We start from the raw sequence: 15065 nt of genomic DNA, 5'->3' as shown, positions 1-15065 counted from the left end.
CTCCGTTGGTTGAGAAAACGACACACCCCAGCAGATCCGGGGTCAGGTGGGCAGGCTGCGGAAGATCGAGCGCTTACGTTGTTCTCATCAACCCAGCAACGCGGTTCTCGCCGACGCGATGGCCTTGGGCTCTCAACTCGTGGGTGATCCGCGGGCTGCCATAGGTGCCACGTGAACGCTGATGAGCTTCGCGAATCTGCTCTAGCAGTTGATCATTGGCCCGCGTCCGTGCGCTCGGTGGTCGATTTCGCCAAGCGTAATAGCCGGACACCGATACACCTAACGCTGAGCACATCAAACCCACAGCAAAGCGGCCAATGTTGTCCCGGATGGCTCGGAACTTCATTTCACGTCCTTCGCGAAGAACGCCGCCGCTCGCTTTAAAAAATCGCGTTCCGCGGTTACCCGCGCCAGCTCTCGACGCAATCGAGCCAGCTCCTCCTGATCGTCCTTAACCTCACCTCGCGTTTTGCCGGCCACCTGAGCGTCACGTTCTTCTCGCGACCATCGATGCAGCATGTTGTCGTTGATTCCGAGCTCACGCGCGATCTGCGACAGGGGCTTGCCGGATTCCCGCACTAGGCGCACCGCCTCCGACTTGTACTCGTCGCTGTATTGCCTTGTCGTTCTCTGCTCTGACACTTCCAACCTCCAACTTCGTATTGTCCACCTTTTGGTGGTCTCCACGAAATCGGGGGACGATCAATTCGTCTGTCCGGAAGGGCGATGAGCCTGTTAGCGTGGGTGCTCGACACTCATTTGTTTGTTCTATCGATAGCGGCGGCAATGTCCGCCATCGATCGGAATAGCACCAGAGGATCCTCTTTGGACGGCAAGAAGCCGTGCCGACGCCAAAACTCCGCAGCGAATGCATCCACCGCATGAACGATGAGCGCGCGCCCGCCAATCAGACGCGCCGCAGTAACACAGCGCATGAGCGCGTGCTTGAGCAAGCCGCGACCGACCCCCTTTCCTGCCCATGCAACGTCAGTGGCCAATTGCCCAAGGAGTAAGCACGGGACCGGATCTGGAGGTTGTCCCGTGCGAATCGATCGAGGCAGGAACGCTGGCACAACAGCGGTGGGTGCTAACCCATAGTAGCCAACGACGCGGTTGCGCTCGTGGACGACCATGACGGCCGTGAACCCTTTCTCCTGGTTGGAGAGCGCGCGCCTCTTCAACCACTCATCGAGACTGGCTCGCCCGCAGCAGAATTGCGAAACGTCGTGATTCGGATTTAGGGGCTCAGGTGAAGACAGAGGCAAAGCGCGAACTGTCACTTGCGCGAATCCCCCACCTCCCAAGGGGCGGGTCGCCCGAGCAGATCGAGCATCTCGGGCGGCGCAATCGCTGGCTCCGCCAGCGCTTTGACGAATGCGTTGAAACCCGAGGGACTCATGCGAACGAGCACCCGCTCCATCAGCACCTCCTCGGCCGCGCGCACCGCCGCTTCCCGAACGAAATCGGTTCGCGATCGACCACGGACACTCGCCGCCCGGTCAATGATGGCGATATCCGCCTCAGGTAACCGCATCGAGAGCGGATGTTCCTTCTTTTTGCGGGCACGACGTGTCGCCATGGGACCAATCAAATCCTCAGCCGAATCTCTCATGAACGTTACCTCGACGTAGTGCATTTTGCAATACAGTTCATCGCATCAAGCTCAACGGCGAACTTGCTCTATCAAATCGGCCTGCCGTAAGTAGTTGCATGAAATTCATTTTCCCGGATATGTCGCGGAAGCTCGCATCATCCACACATGTGTCAGGCGCCGGCGCCAGAACGCCCCTGAGTTTCCCGCTGGGCGTTCAAACGTGCCGGCCCTCGAGATTCGGATGCCCACGACGCCTCGGTCCTTTAGCGCGTCGATCACGCGAGACTCGAGACAGGCCTCGAGAAATCCGATGCGCCTCACGTGACCTGCGTCGAGTGCATCCACGGGAATCGCCAACACGCGCGGCGTGCCCGAGGTTGCGATCAGGAACGACTCACCGCGCGCGGCCTGCTGCCCGAACTGAAACAGATGAGTTGTCGCATCCTGGATATCGAGGGTGCGCATCTCGTCCCTTGCAGAGATCAGATTCTTTGATCAGTCATGCATCCGTGACTTTTCACGCTGCAGGCCCGATCCGCGTAAAGGACGACTACGGCGCTCGAAACAAATGTGACGCATCGAGCACGCCGCATCAAGAGCGAGCCTGCGAAATTGATGAGATTGTCCACTATGGTGTACATGCTCGCCGGGCTCCAAGGTTTCAACGGGCGGCCGATGGAGGTTTCAAAGGAAACACGCCGCCACTACGCTCCCTCACGTGCGCCACTACGCGTGAGACCGGCTCTCACAAACGCGTGACCGACTAAGGGTTTTCCAATCGGAGCACACGAGTCAAGTAATAGCGTGCTTGCGCTGAGGCTCGATGCGAGAGACCGCGCACGCTCCGGAAAAGACATGCCCGTTCGGACGGCGCATCGAGTGACGGCAGGGCCTCTCCGCTGAGCGCGCCCGCATCGATCACGCAAAGCGCGGCCACGCCGCTCGCTGAAGGACTATCGAGGCGTCAGAAACGGATTGATGAGAGCGACGCCGAACGATTTGAAATCCTCCGTATTGCGCGTGGCAACGGTCAAGTCATGAACGAGCGCGGTTGCCGCGATCAGCGCATCTTCCAGGTGATGATCGTTGCGACCGTGCATGAGTTGCGCCCAGCGGCGGAAAATGGCGGCGTCCACCGCGAGCACGTTATATGTTTCCGCCAGATCATCCAGCCAGGTCTCGATCTGTGCGGCTTTCTCGGGTTGCTGGGCCCGAGTCAACTCGATGCCGGCTTGTATCTCACCCAGGGTGACCGCAGAGATGAACAGAGATTCCTCGTGAGTCTTTCTCACCCAACTGAGCACCCCGCCGTGCGGCTTGGGCTTGCGCAATTCCGAAACCACGTTGGTATCCAGCAGATAGGGCATCAACGCGCCTCTTGCGGCGCTCTGCGACGTAACTTGCCACGCGCTGGGAGAGTGAGTTCCGCGGGCGCCTCGTGCTCGAGCAGCAACGCTTTCAACCCCGGACGTGCGCGAGCATTCAGCCGGCGCCACTGCTCCACCGGCACCAACACGGCCGCCTCCTCACCGCGCATGGTGACGAGCTGCGGCCCGCGAGTGAGGCTCGCCTGCAGAAGCTCGCTGAAACGCGCCTTCGCATCTTGTACCGGCCAACGCTTCATGCGGTGGGTCCTCTGGGTTTCCACTAGTCAGAATACTAGTCAGATCCTTATGTCGTGTCAATCCGGCAGCCAGCAGCCGGAGGTTTCAACGTGCCGGTCACCGGCGTGTGCGCGGTGCCCCCTTTCTGCATCCTGCGCGTCCGATGCGGTAAGTAACTCACGCGGCGCATCTGGCACCTGGCCTCCGCGCGCACCCATCGTTCGCAGTTCACGCCACGCTACGCGGTCGATCTCGATTTCAAACAACTTCATCGTCCCCATGCTCCCCTTCCTCCGGGCTCACCCTCTAGCATGACGGGAGCTGCTCGGGCCGGTACTTGCTCTGGCATCGAACGCATACAGGGACCGGTGTCAACCCTCCATCGACTACGACGTTCAGCGTCTTCCGATATTTCTCGAAGGCGAATCGCAAGAATACTGCCTGTGGAATACGGTGAACTTCCTCGATGCGCTCGATCCGGATCGCACGCAGTTCAAACCACCGCCCATGCGCTCCATTTCCGCTCGCCGGGCGTTTTCGCGCCGAGGCGATTGCGCGGCCGATGCTGTTCCGGGTGTGGGCCTCCCGAGAGAGCGCAGCCGATCGGCGGGAGGGGGCGGCGCAACGAGCGCGCCTTCTTCTCTCTCATCCCAGATCTCGGCGATGGCGCCGTTGGCTCACGATAGTTGTGACGCATTGGGCGGCCGCGCACGCAAACCGGACCTCAAGACACGCTCAGTTCGGACGACGACCGGGTCGGTCGTAGCCGAAGAGGTTCAAACCGCTCTCCTAGCCGATGGGATGCTCGAGGCGCGGGGACCCCAAGCGCATCGCTGCCTCGACTCGAGCCCATCACGATCAGGACACGCAAGTGCGCCTCCCGACCGCGCTATCCCTCCGCAGTGCGTCTGATTAGATACCCGACCAGCGCGGGGCTCAAAAGCGTCACCGCGCCATACAGGTAGAGAAGGATCGTTCGAGTCACCTGCTGCTGTCGTGACTCCGGCTCAAACTCTTTGGCAAACCTCACATACCGGCCTGAGGCAATCCATCGCCGATACAGCAGGGCGAAGATGACCGCCACGATGCTGAACAAGACCGCCTGCACGCGTTCCTCCTCCACGGGCAGCCTCGGTTGCGTGCCGATGGCCCACATCGCCAATCCCATCAGGGCAAGCACATTCAACCCACTTGCAATCGATGTCATGAGCAGAGGCAGCCCCCAGCCGAAGAATCCGGTGGCGCGGGCCTCTGTCTTGTAGCTTCGATAAAGGATGTATCGCAGGGGCTTCATGGCGTTAGGGGAATGCGACGCCGCTCAGCGCACTCGGCGTGTCGCCTTCCAAGCAGCGTTGATAGAGACTGGAGAACTGCATGGGCTGACGAAGTTTGATCTCAAGGCGCCCCACCTGACTCATGCAGAATGGTGGGGAGAATACATTCGATGAGCGCTCGGGGATCGAGCCATTTATCGGCCGAGTGCTTCAGACAGCCGTAGTAGAGGTTATACCCATCGATATAGACGCGCGTCCTGATGCGCCGTCGTTCGCCGCCTGCCGGTGACATCAACGCAAGCCTTGACCGGCCCTATCGTGCAAAAACCGCCTTGCGGCGGCTTTTGCGCCCGACCGCCTTCTCGTTCTTGTCGAGAGGAACGTCCGGGATTTTGAGTGGATTCGATGATGAGGCTCGATGTGCTGTCAATCAGGCTCGTGGAGCCAGGTATTTCATCGTCAGGGCACATCCCTTCGCTTGGCAGATCGCGCGCAGGCCCTCTCGCGAATAGGAATGTTACACGCCCGCGCGTGATCGGCGGTTCACTATGGTGTACAAAATTGAACCATCGCGATCACCATCTCCTCTTGCTTTCTCACCATCTTCTCATAGCGGAATCGAACGCGCCGCGTCCTGGCGCATGAAGGTATCAACGCGGCGCCGCCCTGCTTCGGCGGCAGCGCGTCGGACGTTCAATCGAGCGGACAGAGGAATATGAACCGCCTCGACTTGAAACCTATATCAAAACGGGTATACCACTCCTGCTGTCCAAACCCGTGCACTGGCCGGGCGATAGCCATCGGCAGATCCGCGCCTTTCCGGAAGAGGTCCGACAGCGAGCGGGTTTCGAGTTGTGGGAAGTCCAGCTAGGCAATGAGCCGTCCGACTGGAAGCCGATGACATCCGTTGGCCCTGGCGTAAAGGAGATCCGACTCCATAGTAAGGGCGAGTTCCGCGTATTGTATGTCGCCAAGTTCGACGAGGCTGTATACGTGCTGCATGCCTTTCAGAAGAAGTCCCTAAGAACACCGCAGCCCGATATCGAAATTGCATGCGCCCGATATCGAGCGTTAGTGCAACAGCGGAGAAATCGATGAAAAGTAGAGTGAAGACTGAGCGCGGCAGCGGCAATGTATTCGAGGATCTTGGATTCGCGCCAGGGGAAGCCGAGAATCTGCAACTGCGCGCCCAGCTCATGTCGAGGATTCGCGAAGAGGCACGTGAGATTACGCAAGCTCAGGCCGCCAGGCTCTTCGGTGTCACCCAGCCGAGAATCAATGACCTGCTTCGCGGGAAGATCGATAAGTTCAGTCTGGATGCTCTTGTGAATATGTTGGCGGCGGCGGGATTGCGTGTCGAGATGCGCGTCAAGAAAGTCGCATAGTGCGTATTCACTAACGGCGACCGCCAACTGTAGGAAACAGTGACAGACTTTTCGTCCAAGGTGCGGCCGCTGCACCCGACGACAAGCAAATATCATCACGTCAAGCGAATCAAAGTTAATCTGAGGCCGTCCGCTTGCCTTCATTTGCTTGACCCTGCCCCGACGCTTCGGCATACGGAGCACACGATGCCCGTAATCGTCGGCTTCCACCTCGCCGTGATGCGCCTGACGGGAAGACTCGAACGCTATAGATGCGGCGCGCTCTCGATCTCGAGACACCTGCCGATCAGATCCTCATCGTGCGACAGGCGCATCGCCATCGAGCGCTTGCCACCGTCGGGGGCGGATTCCAATCCGCCGTCAGCGCGATCCGCCGCACAGAGGTGACTCGCGGACGGCCTGCTCGTCCGCTTACGCGCTTGGGCGCCTGACACCTTCGATGAATGCCCTGCCCTTCGTCACGCTCGCCTCGAGATCTCATGCGATCCAAAGCTTGAAGCCCGGCAGGCGACTCATCGACACTGACGCCGTTGGTTTGTCGCCGCCACGTCCACTATAAGCGACAATCAGTGGCGCCGTGCGCCAGGGGAGCGGGTATCGAGTAGGATCAGCGGCCACCCAGCGCCTCCACGCGCCAATGAGCACCGCCGACGACAGCGACAACGAGGTCAACGCTTCCGGAAGCTAAAAGCCAGGGTCGTCTTGGACTGTGTCGCGCGCCTGAAGGTGTGCGACCGATGCACGATGAGGCGCGGCGCAATGCCGCCCTCGCTTCCCTCAAGCGATCTCGTAGCGGTTCGCTGCCGTGAAAACGCCTCGCGATGAACTCCATGACCGCAGGAGCGTTTTGCTGGTGCGAACACTCTGATTGACGCGCAGAAATCCGATCCGCATATCGCCGAACTGTAAGCGGCGGTCTCGATCAGGCTGAAGAACGCCGCACTGGCCTTCGCGCCTTTGGCAGTGTCAGCGAACAAGCAGGCGCGCCGGCCCCGAGCGAAGGGGCGAATCGCATTCTCCGCCAAGTTCGTGTCGATTGCGATGCGTCCATCGTCGACATAGCGAATCAACTTCGCCCATTGTTCGTTGAGATACGCGAGCGCCTCACCGAGCTTGCCCGAGGTCAATGTCTGGGTTTGCAGTGCCTGTGCGAATGTATGTAACGAATCGAACAGCGGTACCGCACGCGTTTGTCGCACATGACGTCGCTCCTCGTCTGATAGATGTTTGATCTCGCGCTCGATTGCGTACAGCGCATCGATGCGCCGAACGATCTCGTGCACGGCGGTGTTCTTCTTTTGCTCCAATCTCGATAGCGCCTGCACGGCTTCGAAGAAGCTACGCCTCGCAGCCATCGCTTTGGACGTAGCCGCGCGCGCCCTCCAGCAACCGTGCCGCCACTTGCGCGCTTTGACTCGGATCATGCTCGAACAAGATCAATCGCTGTCCGGGTGGGCCGGCGACTCTGACCCACTGTTGGGTGCCGTTGGCATCGCTCTTCAACACCTGCACCGGCGTCTCGTCGATCCGGATGTAGCCGGAAGCTCGCATCCGCTCATCCATCAGGTTCAGCAGAGCCAGATCGACCTGGGGTCAGAGTCAGGTGCCGTGCCGAAGCGGCCGGCGCACGGTGCACTTCTTCGTGTTGACCGCTTTGATACTCCCGCCGAGGTTTCTATCGGCCCTCGGTCGATGAACGCTTAGCACGGTTCCTGGATGCGCACGAGCGCGCGTTCGAGCACTTCGGTGGCCACACTCGCGAGCATCTCTATGAACGAACACGCTGCGCGTGCTATCCCGATGGCGACGGCCGTGTGGTGCGGAACCCGACGTTCAAACGCTTCGCAGTCTGTTGGGCTTCGAGCCGCGGCATTGCCGACCGTACCGCGCTCAGACCAAGGGTGAGGTGGAGTCCGGTGTGAAGTACATCGAGCACAACTTCCTACCTGGACGCGAGTTTATCGACATCGTCGATCTCACCGAGCAGTTGCGGGACTGGACGGCCACGATCGCCGATGTGCGTATTCACGGCGCCACCCACGAGCGACCGATCGGTTCGATAGGGAACGATCCACCCTCATACCAACAGTAAGTCAGCGCTCCTTCGCACAGGAGGGCCGACGCAGTCGCATCGTCGCGAGTGACTATCTCCTTAGCTTTCGAACCAACCGCTACTCGGTGCCTTTCCCGCTGATCGGGCAGACGGTGGAGCTACAAGCTCGTGATGGACAGCTGACGATCTATCACCGAGGACAGTGTGTTGCCGAGCACCCGATGCTCGAGGGACATCAGCTGCGCATCCTGCCCGAACAGGGTCCCGGCGCCATTGCTCGAACGCGCGCCACCGCTTTGGATTGGCGGCGCGCTCGATACCCCGCCGTATCACAACGAGGTGGAAGGTCGTGATCTGTCCCTTTACTTACAACTGGCGGACTGCGCCCCCAAGGAGGTTTCCCTATGAACGCCGCACAGCTTGAGCGATTGCAGGAACAGTGTTCCCGATCACGACTCATCAAGAGTCGCGAACGATTGGAGGCGCTCTTGCAAGAGGCTTCCACCCAGGAGATTCATAGGCAGATTTCTTGGATCGATTGCTGACCGAGGAGGTCGCTGCAAAGACGGCCAAGAACATCACGATGCGCACGAACCTGGCGCGTTTCCCCTTCGTGAAGGGCTTGGAGGTCTTCGAGTTTGGTTATCAACTCTCCGTTGATAAGAAGCAGATCCAGCAACTCGCTGCCGCTCACTTCCCGAGCATGGCGAGAATGCCGTAATCCTCGGATCACCTGGCGTCGGCGAGACTCACCTGGCCGTAGATCTGGGACTGAAGGCGATCAGAGCAGGATACCGCCATTTCGCAAGCCTGGCGCAGACCACGCGCGCTGTTCTCGTCGCAGAACACGAACCGCGCGACAATCGTGGCTCGCGCTGTGCACAGCACTCGATGTGGTGCTCGGCTTGCCAGGGAATTGCTGGGATCCAGCGATCAATCTGAACGGATCCCGCGATGCGAGCCGGCCACGCAGACGCAATTCGCGGCCGCGCTCTTGTGCGGGGCAGTTCGCGGCGGGCCGCCCATCCCGTCAAACCAATCGCACGGCGCCTGCATAGTGAGCAAGGGTTGGATCAGCCGTGAGGAGCGTGATCCCTTCAACCTGTGATTGTGCGAGAAGAATCCTGTCGAAGGGATCCTTGTGAATGAGCGGCAGGTTATCGACGGCAACGACGTGTTCGCTCGCGATCGGTAGCTCATCGTAGCCATTGTCGAGCAGTCCCCTACGCAGCAAGCGAGCATCGACCTTGAAGTCCGCTCGACCCAAGCCCGCTTGATGTCGACCTCCCAGAGGCTTGCGACGCTGAAGATGAGCTCATTCTGCGGAGCCTCGATGAGCGAGCGCGCTTGCTCAGACAATCGATCAGATTGCCCGGCAATCCTCAGAAGCAGATGTGTATCGAGCAGCAACTTCACGGTGATCCAAACACGCTTTCAATTTCAGCCTGCCCCATGCTATCGAAATCATCCGGAACACGGATCTCGCCCTCGAGAAATCCGATGCGTTTCACCTGACTTGCCTCCGGTGCAGTGACAGGAACAACCTTCACGAGCGGTTTACCCGCCTTCGCGATGATGAACGACTCCCCCCGCGCGGCCTGCTCGACGAGCCGAGACAGATGCGTCTTTGCTTCATGGATGTTGATCGTCTTCATGACGGCCACGAATGAACTAAGTTCGGTTGGTTTAGTCCACATCAGCATGGGCAGCAACCTCGCGCGAGTCACTCGGAGATTCGACATCGATATCTTCACGAGTCGTTGCACGTGCATCGAATTTGACCTGACTGTCGCAAACGCGAGCGGTGCGAGAGCGCCCAGGCGAAAAGGCTCCAGACTGCCCCGCCTGTCAGACCCACATATTGATTCAGACACCGTACTTGCTCAGAGCGTAGCGGCGGACGCCTGCGCACCTCGCATCCTTTCCGCGATGGCGCGCGCAAGCAATCTCCAAGGAGCCGATCGCTCCCGGTCCCCCCGCTTCGGTTCAAGGGTCGCCGGGAACGATGAGGACATCCATTCAAACCATCCCGCGCATCGCAACGGTAGAGCCGTGGCGTGAGGTGCCCATGGCTGCGCACAGGTACGACTCACCGCGCGTCGCCTCAGCGACCAATCCAATGGATTCGGTGTGATCAGCGTGCGCATGGATCATTCGCATTTCTCTCCGGACATCGATCCGTCCGGCATGGGCTCCAATGTGACGGAACGTGCGCGATGCATCAAGGACTGGCCGGCGGATTTGATGAGATTGTCTACTATGGTGGACATGCCCGCGGCGTTCCTGATGTTTTCACCGGCGGCCGATGGACGTTTCAAAAGAAACAAGCCGCCACTACGCGCGCAACCGGATCTCACAAACGCGCGTTCCATCAATGGTTTTGAGAACGGAGCACACGATGCATAGAATCGTGTGCTCCGCGCCGATGTTCGCTGACATCTTCCGAGCCACTGCAGGCCAGGCGCTGCCGCATTCACCCACCGCACGAAGGCGCCCTGGGGCTTGCGCTCGCCGATGATCCACCCTTCGTGAGCGGCGCCGGATCCCTGATACGTCGTGGGCGCGTCCACTACAGTAGACATTCGATCGCGCATCGAAGCTCATGGCTCCTCTTGCGATGTAACATTCGTCCTATGAGCGCAAGGCGACTCTTCTCGATCCGCAAAAACCAGGCGCCCCGATCTGGCGTGGTGAGACACGCACGCGAGGCGCGCCACGAACGGCTCTGGCAAGTCACTCATCGACGCGCGCTGACCCGCCTCGCCCGTCTTGTTCCGTTTTCAACGCGATGCTCGGCTCGATCAGCACCTGGCACAACTCAAGGATCTCAACAAGGAGGTAACCTGGAGTTCCCAGGCTTTCGTGGACACACCCACTAGCGGAGATGTGCGGCAGCTTCAAAAGCATCCGGGCTTACGCCACCGATATGAGCATGGCGACGCGTCGTATTGTAGAACGAATCAATGTACTCGGAGATATCTGCTTTCGCGAGGTCTCGCGTCTTGTAGATCCGTTTCTTGATCCGCTCCTTCTTCAGGCTGCTGAAGAAAGATTCCGCCACCGCGTTATCCCAGCAGTTTCCACGCCGACTCATGCTGGGCTCCAGATTGTGAGATTGGCAGAAGCGTCGCCAAGCATCACTGCCATACTGTGATCCTTGGTCAGAATGAATCAACGCCTTCTTGGGTTTTCGCCTTCGCACTGCTATTAGAACGGCGTCCAGGACGAGCTCTTTGACGATCGCTGACCGAACTGACCAGCCGATCACTTTGCGGGAGAAGAGATCCATTACGACCGCGAGATACAGCCAGCCTTCCCAGGTCCGAACGTACGTGATATCCGTCACCCAGGCCGTATTCGGCTTGGATACGGTGAAGGCACGCTTCAGCAGGTTCGGCGTCAACTCAGCAGGTCTTGATACGACGTACCGCCGAGTGCGGTATCCGTGCAGCGCCTTTATGTTGTTGACGCGCATGAGGCGCGCTACTCGGTGCTTACTGCACACTTCCCCGGCCTCTCGGAGATCCAGAAAGATGCGTGGGGCGCCGTAGATGCCGTGACTGGCCTTGAATGACGCGCGGATCAGGCGGAGCAACCGAGCGTCTTCGTGTGCTCGATCTGACATAGGCTTGGCGAGCCACGCGTAGTATCCGCTGCGGGACACTTTGAGCAGTTGGCACATCATCTCCACGCTGTGCTCCGAGCTGTTCTCCTTGATAAATTTGTAGATCTTTCGAACTCGTCCAGCGCTCGATCGGACTGTCATCTCGGATTCGCTCCTAGGTTATTTCTCCCCTAGAGAGACTGTCCGTGAAAGCCTGGGAACTCCAACCGTGGGTCAGACGTTGGAAGAGAACTTGGCGAGCCTGTCGCCGGAACGCCGGGCGAAGATCGCCGCGCGAACGGCGGCGCTGATCGCGCAAGAGAAATCCTCGAGTGAGCTTCGCCGCGCACGCGCGCTCACCCAAACCAAACAAGCCTTGCCAAAACGCCTGGCGTCGGCCAGGAGCGTATTTCCAAGCTCGAAAGCCGCGCCGATTTGATGCGCTCGACGTTGATACTCTATGTCGAAGCGATGGGTGGGCGCTTGGATCTCATTGCCAGATTTCTTCGGATGTCCTCCGGTGTCTTGTAGGCTTCAACATTGACGCCACCGCGGATCTGGCGCCGTCCAACTCGCGGCGAAAGACAAATCCTGCGGCGTCGTTGAAATCTCCACCATCGATTCGCTCCTGCTTTTCTGTCACGAACTCGGCTGCAGCATCAAAAAACTCCGGCGGCTCGTCCCCACCTGAATTGACGCGACGATCCGCCGAGCCTGCGAGCGAGTCATCGTGGCCGCAGCGGGCTTACCGCCCTGAGATCGACCTCGAGCGCACAGCGCTTCCTCCACGCCACACTTGCTCCATCCTGGATGCGCCTCTCACAAGCTTTCACGACCGAAGGTGAATCGATGTGGATGAACTCTTCGCCACAATGCCTGCTCGCGCGCTCTGTGACACGCCGCGCCCCTCAAGGTGAGGCGTCTACGCGCAGCGCCGTCACGCGCGAGGCGATGCCTGCGCCCGTGTCGATGCCTACGGCGGCCACGATCGCCTGCGCGATCTTGCGCCCACCGATGCCTGAGGGCTCGATCGGATTGGCGTAATCGGCGGGCTGCGTGCATACGAGGCGGAGTTCAATCAAGCCGATCGACCGTTCAAACGCGGTGCGCAGAATGACGTCGTTGAACATCGTGAGCGCAAGGCGCGCCGCCGGCGCGATGGCAGCATCAAGATTGCCGTTATAGATCGTGCAGAGCGTGATCGCCTTATCGAGTGTCAGGACGTGCTCGATGGCTGCACGATATGCGCTTTCGAAGGCGTCGACCCGTTCTGCGAACAAGGACCATAGCGTCGTCGAAGACATCGCCGTGGACAGTAAATCCGTGTTGCCGAGCACGTCATTGCCGCCGATGGAGACGACCAGATGCGTGGTCTCCCCCGGCAGCCGAGAGAGTTGCTCACGCAACTGAGGAATTCTCGCCCCGTCGAGCGCGCGCAACGACGCGCGCCAGCCCGTCGGAAGCATTGATCGCAGATGCCCGAGCACGTCGGGCTCACCTGCCGTGTAGGCGGCATTGTCAAAGATGGAATCACCCAAAAGAACGATGTCGCCGCCCACGGATTGCACCCCTTAAGAACCGGACGGACGCGCCTGCCCGGCGAGGACCGCCGCACCCAGCACCCCGGCAAGCCTCCGACGTGTGATCGACTCCATGTGTAGGTCCACCTCTTGGCCGGCACTTCAGTTCCTTGAGGTCACGCATTCGCGCGCCCCGCTACGCCGATTCCCCCCGCCCGTCTGCTTCTGCAGTTCCTCGATGCGTACGGCGGCCTCGGCTTTCGTCAATTCGATCTCAGGATCAACGCTCTCTCCGGCTTCCGTCGCGAGCGTCTGCAAGTAAGAGCGTTGGGCCGCCGTCATGGGCTCATCGCCCGTCTTCCATTGCTCAGGCTCTCGAAAGGGCGCCTGTGCCACAGGACCGCGTTGGGAGTCAGTGGTCATCTCGTCAACTGTGTCTTTATACAGATGCCTCCTAACACCCCGCGCCCCGGCTCGGTTCCGTCAAGGAACGGGCTGCCGTCGTCCCTGCCAGCCCCGTTCGGCAGAGATGCGTGAGCGCTCGGCGGAACGAACTGACACGGATGCACGCCAATGCAAAACATTGGGCGCTACGGTGCTTCCGGCGTGCCTGCCCGGCGTTCGCCGACGCGGCAGGCGGGCCATCCACCTCAGCGACATCGACGCGGGAACGCTGGTGCTGCTACCGCAGGCACTCCAGCGGCGGGCTCTCGCTTTGCATCGCGGTGGCTTCATCCTGGCCAGGCTTCGGGCGATGCCCCGCTGACCCGCGCCCTTTCGAACAGTCATCTCATTCTTCGCCGCCGCAGCAGCAGATCAAAACGTCTCATCGACTGAACAAGCGGTGCATGGCCGCTCCCACAGCAGAAACCGACGCGGGCTGCACGGCGCGCCGCGGGTTGGCGTGGATGAAGATGTCTCCTCTTGCGAGCGCTACGAGCCTCAGCGCCGGCAGGGCGATGCGGGCGCCTGCCTGAGCAGCAGGCGTCGCCGCGACCCGCGCATCGTCTCAATGATGCGCATCGAACCCCGGTCGCGTCATCCGGATGACCGACGTCGATATCGCGGCGTTTTGCGCCGCTGACAGATCGTGTGTGGATCGAGCACGCGCCGTCCGCCGGCCCACGCGCGTGACGACAGGCTGTTGAGGAAAGGCCGTCGGCAGGCGCAAATCCTGGCGCTTGCGCCTCCCCTTTGTGAGCGCCAGGGGATGACCCGAGGGCGCTCACGAACGCCGCCGCCGTGAGCGCAAACTGAATTCCCCCCGGGTTTCGCCGATTTTGCGGCGATTCCTCCCCCTGACTGCAGCGCCTGTCGGGTTGAACATGTCGCTCGTGACACTCCCGTTTCAAGCGAACCCAACCACGAAAAGGACTTCACATGAGCTCACATGTACGCAATCAACTGGAGGGTTGCTCTCGCCTTCGCCTGTCGCGATGGATCAACGAGCGCTGCCCGGAATGGACCACGCTGCTGACGGATCACGAGGTGGCGCGCCTCACTCGACGCCCGCGGCGCCTGTTATCGGCCCTGATATTGATCGGGCGATTTCCACAACCTCAGCGCTATCAGGGCAAGAGACTCGGATGGCGACGGCAGGACATCGAGCAATGGCTCGCCGCGAAGCATGCGAATGCACGCCGCAAAGCGTGTCCGATGCGAGCGCATCGGATGCACGGCCGGCCACGCCCGCGCGGAACCGCGCAGCAAGCCGAGCCCGACCCTCGACGCAAGAGATGTCATCGTCGCGCTCAAAGGCGCCCACGCTCCGGTGCGTGCTGAAGCGAAGACGACATCCGCAATGCCCGCGCAGGTCTACGGCTGCGGCATATGCGGTTCGAGCACGTGCGAGTCACGCCGCGTGCTCGCAAGGCACTCGGCGCTGGCCGCTATCCCCGATGGCGGCTGCGTCACGCCGATTCAACGGACGTCGGCATCAGCCCTGCATTTTCGGGATCGGCATCGAGGCGTCGCTCGACCACTATAGTGATGTTTTCGCAGCTGGCACGGTGCCCGCCCCGCGTGCGATGG

General features: G+C 60.5%; 18 protein-coding genes and 3 pseudogenes. 7 read left to right on the top strand and 14 right to left on the bottom strand.

The genetic code is table 11. The features are described from left to right. Window positions 1-82: 82 nt before the first annotated feature. The 7 genes and pseudogenes from JM946_RS31920 to JM946_RS17280 form a co-directional block, all read right to left on the bottom strand. Window positions 83-642 (bottom strand): annotated as a pseudogene (locus tag JM946_RS31920) (transposase); the annotation flags it as partial. A 113-nt stretch (window positions 643-755) separates the two neighbouring features. Next, window positions 756-1265 carry a GNAT family N-acetyltransferase gene (locus JM946_RS31735; RefSeq protein ID WP_407700571.1) on the bottom strand — a complete coding sequence of 170 codons (510 nt, stop codon included), beginning with the start codon at window positions 1263-1265 and terminating at the stop codon, window positions 756-758. An 11-nt stretch (window positions 1266-1276) separates the two neighbouring features. Beyond that, complete coding sequence (locus JM946_RS17300; protein ID WP_218042926.1) at window positions 1277-1612, bottom strand: type II toxin-antitoxin system TacA family antitoxin; 336 nt, start codon at window positions 1610-1612, stop codon at window positions 1277-1279. A 935-nt stretch (window positions 1613-2547) separates the two neighbouring features. Further along, a complete protein-coding gene (locus JM946_RS17295; protein ID WP_203168580.1) occupies window positions 2548-2961 on the bottom strand; it encodes a type II toxin-antitoxin system VapC family toxin in 414 nt (137 codons plus the stop codon). Further along, window positions 2961-3218 carry a type II toxin-antitoxin system Phd/YefM family antitoxin gene (locus JM946_RS17290; RefSeq protein WP_203168579.1) on the bottom strand — a complete coding sequence of 86 codons (258 nt, stop codon included), beginning with the start codon at window positions 3216-3218 and terminating at the stop codon, window positions 2961-2963. The genes JM946_RS17295 and JM946_RS17290 overlap by 1 nt, the downstream gene beginning before the upstream one ends. A 57-nt stretch (window positions 3219-3275) precedes the next feature. Continuing rightward, a complete protein-coding gene (locus tag JM946_RS17285; RefSeq protein ID WP_203168578.1) occupies window positions 3276-3470 on the bottom strand; it encodes a hypothetical protein in 195 nt (64 codons plus the stop codon). Between the two features lie 617 nt (window positions 3471-4087). Further along, window positions 4088-4492 carry a hypothetical protein gene (locus tag JM946_RS17280; protein WP_203168577.1) on the bottom strand — a complete coding sequence of 135 codons (405 nt, stop codon included), beginning with the start codon at window positions 4490-4492 and terminating at the stop codon, window positions 4088-4090. Between the two features lie 757 nt (window positions 4493-5249). On the opposite strand from JM946_RS17280, the gene JM946_RS31730 reads away from it, so the two are divergent. Further along, window positions 5250-5570: a type II toxin-antitoxin system RelE/ParE family toxin gene (locus JM946_RS31730; protein WP_203168576.1), complete on the top strand. Its 321-nt coding sequence runs from the start codon at window positions 5250-5252 to the stop codon at window positions 5568-5570. Further along, entirely contained in the window at window positions 5567-5857 is a 291-nt protein-coding gene (locus tag JM946_RS17270; protein WP_203168575.1) for a helix-turn-helix domain-containing protein, read from the top strand. Before JM946_RS31730 ends, JM946_RS17270 begins: the two co-directional genes overlap by 4 nt. Window positions 5858-6525: 668 nt before the next feature. Here JM946_RS17270 and JM946_RS17265 read toward each other — a convergent pair. Beyond that, entirely contained in the window at window positions 6526-7212 is a 687-nt protein-coding gene (locus tag JM946_RS17265) for an IS66 family transposase (RefSeq protein WP_203168574.1), read from the bottom strand. Continuing rightward, window positions 7196-7408, bottom strand: coding sequence for an IS66 family transposase (locus tag JM946_RS17260; RefSeq protein ID WP_203168573.1), 213 nt, complete (start codon window positions 7406-7408; stop codon window positions 7196-7198). Before JM946_RS17260 ends, JM946_RS17265 begins: the two co-directional genes overlap by 17 nt. Before the next feature lie 367 nt (window positions 7409-7775). On the opposite strand from JM946_RS17260, the gene JM946_RS17255 reads away from it, so the two are divergent. The 4 genes from JM946_RS17255 to JM946_RS31720 all read left to right on the top strand — a co-directional run bounded on the left by JM946_RS17255 (window position 7776) and on the right by JM946_RS31720 (window position 8852). Further along, window positions 7776-7949, top strand: a complete 174-nt coding sequence (locus JM946_RS17255; protein WP_203168572.1) for a hypothetical protein — start codon at window positions 7776-7778, stop codon at window positions 7947-7949. After that, window positions 7937-8263, top strand: a complete 327-nt coding sequence (locus tag JM946_RS31725; protein ID WP_407700570.1) for a Mu transposase domain-containing protein — start codon at window positions 7937-7939, stop codon at window positions 8261-8263. Before JM946_RS17255 ends, JM946_RS31725 begins: the two co-directional genes overlap by 13 nt. Window positions 8264-8439: 176 nt before the next feature. Next, window positions 8440-8631, top strand: a complete 192-nt coding sequence (locus JM946_RS17250) for an ATP-binding protein (RefSeq protein WP_203168571.1) — start codon at window positions 8440-8442, stop codon at window positions 8629-8631. Beyond that, window positions 8631-8852 carry an ATP-binding protein gene (locus JM946_RS31720; RefSeq protein ID WP_203168633.1) on the top strand — a complete coding sequence of 74 codons (222 nt, stop codon included), beginning with the start codon at window positions 8631-8633 and terminating at the stop codon, window positions 8850-8852. The genes JM946_RS17250 and JM946_RS31720 overlap by 1 nt, the downstream gene beginning before the upstream one ends. Before the next feature lie 88 nt (window positions 8853-8940). Here JM946_RS31720 and JM946_RS31715 read toward each other — a convergent pair. Beyond that, window positions 8941-9326, bottom strand: a pseudogene (locus JM946_RS31715) (type II toxin-antitoxin system VapC family toxin). Beyond that, window positions 9323-9565, bottom strand: a complete 243-nt coding sequence (locus JM946_RS17240) for a type II toxin-antitoxin system Phd/YefM family antitoxin (RefSeq protein ID WP_203168632.1) — start codon at window positions 9563-9565, stop codon at window positions 9323-9325. Before JM946_RS17240 ends, JM946_RS31715 begins: the two are co-directional and overlap by 4 nt. Window positions 9566-10040: 475 nt before the next feature. Here JM946_RS17240 and JM946_RS17235 point away from each other — a divergent pair, with 475 nt between their 5' ends. Further along, complete coding sequence (locus JM946_RS17235; RefSeq protein ID WP_218042922.1) at window positions 10041-10316, top strand: hypothetical protein; 276 nt, start codon at window positions 10041-10043, stop codon at window positions 10314-10316. A 469-nt stretch (window positions 10317-10785) separates the two neighbouring features. Here the strand turns inward: JM946_RS17235 and JM946_RS17230 are convergent. From JM946_RS17230 to JM946_RS31710, 3 genes and pseudogenes are all read right to left on the bottom strand, one after another. Further along, window positions 10786-11691, bottom strand: a pseudogene (locus tag JM946_RS17230) (IS3 family transposase); the annotation flags it as partial. Window positions 11692-12422: 731 nt separating this feature from the next. Next, a complete protein-coding gene (locus JM946_RS17220) occupies window positions 12423-13073 on the bottom strand; it encodes a GDSL-type esterase/lipase family protein (protein ID WP_203168567.1) in 651 nt (216 codons plus the stop codon). 123 nt (window positions 13074-13196) lie between these two features. After that, window positions 13197-13457, bottom strand: a complete 261-nt coding sequence (locus JM946_RS31710; RefSeq protein ID WP_269141025.1) for a DUF3072 domain-containing protein — start codon at window positions 13455-13457, stop codon at window positions 13197-13199. Between the last annotated feature and the right edge of the window lie 1608 nt (window positions 13458-15065).

Origin of the sequence: Steroidobacter gossypii, from assembly GCF_016801985.1 — a bacterium.
Taxonomy (GTDB): domain Bacteria; phylum Pseudomonadota; class Gammaproteobacteria; order Steroidobacterales; family Steroidobacteraceae; genus Steroidobacter; species Steroidobacter gossypii.
The sequence above is the reverse complement of the archived record's forward strand: the minus strand, read 5'-3'. Positions and strand labels throughout refer to the sequence as shown.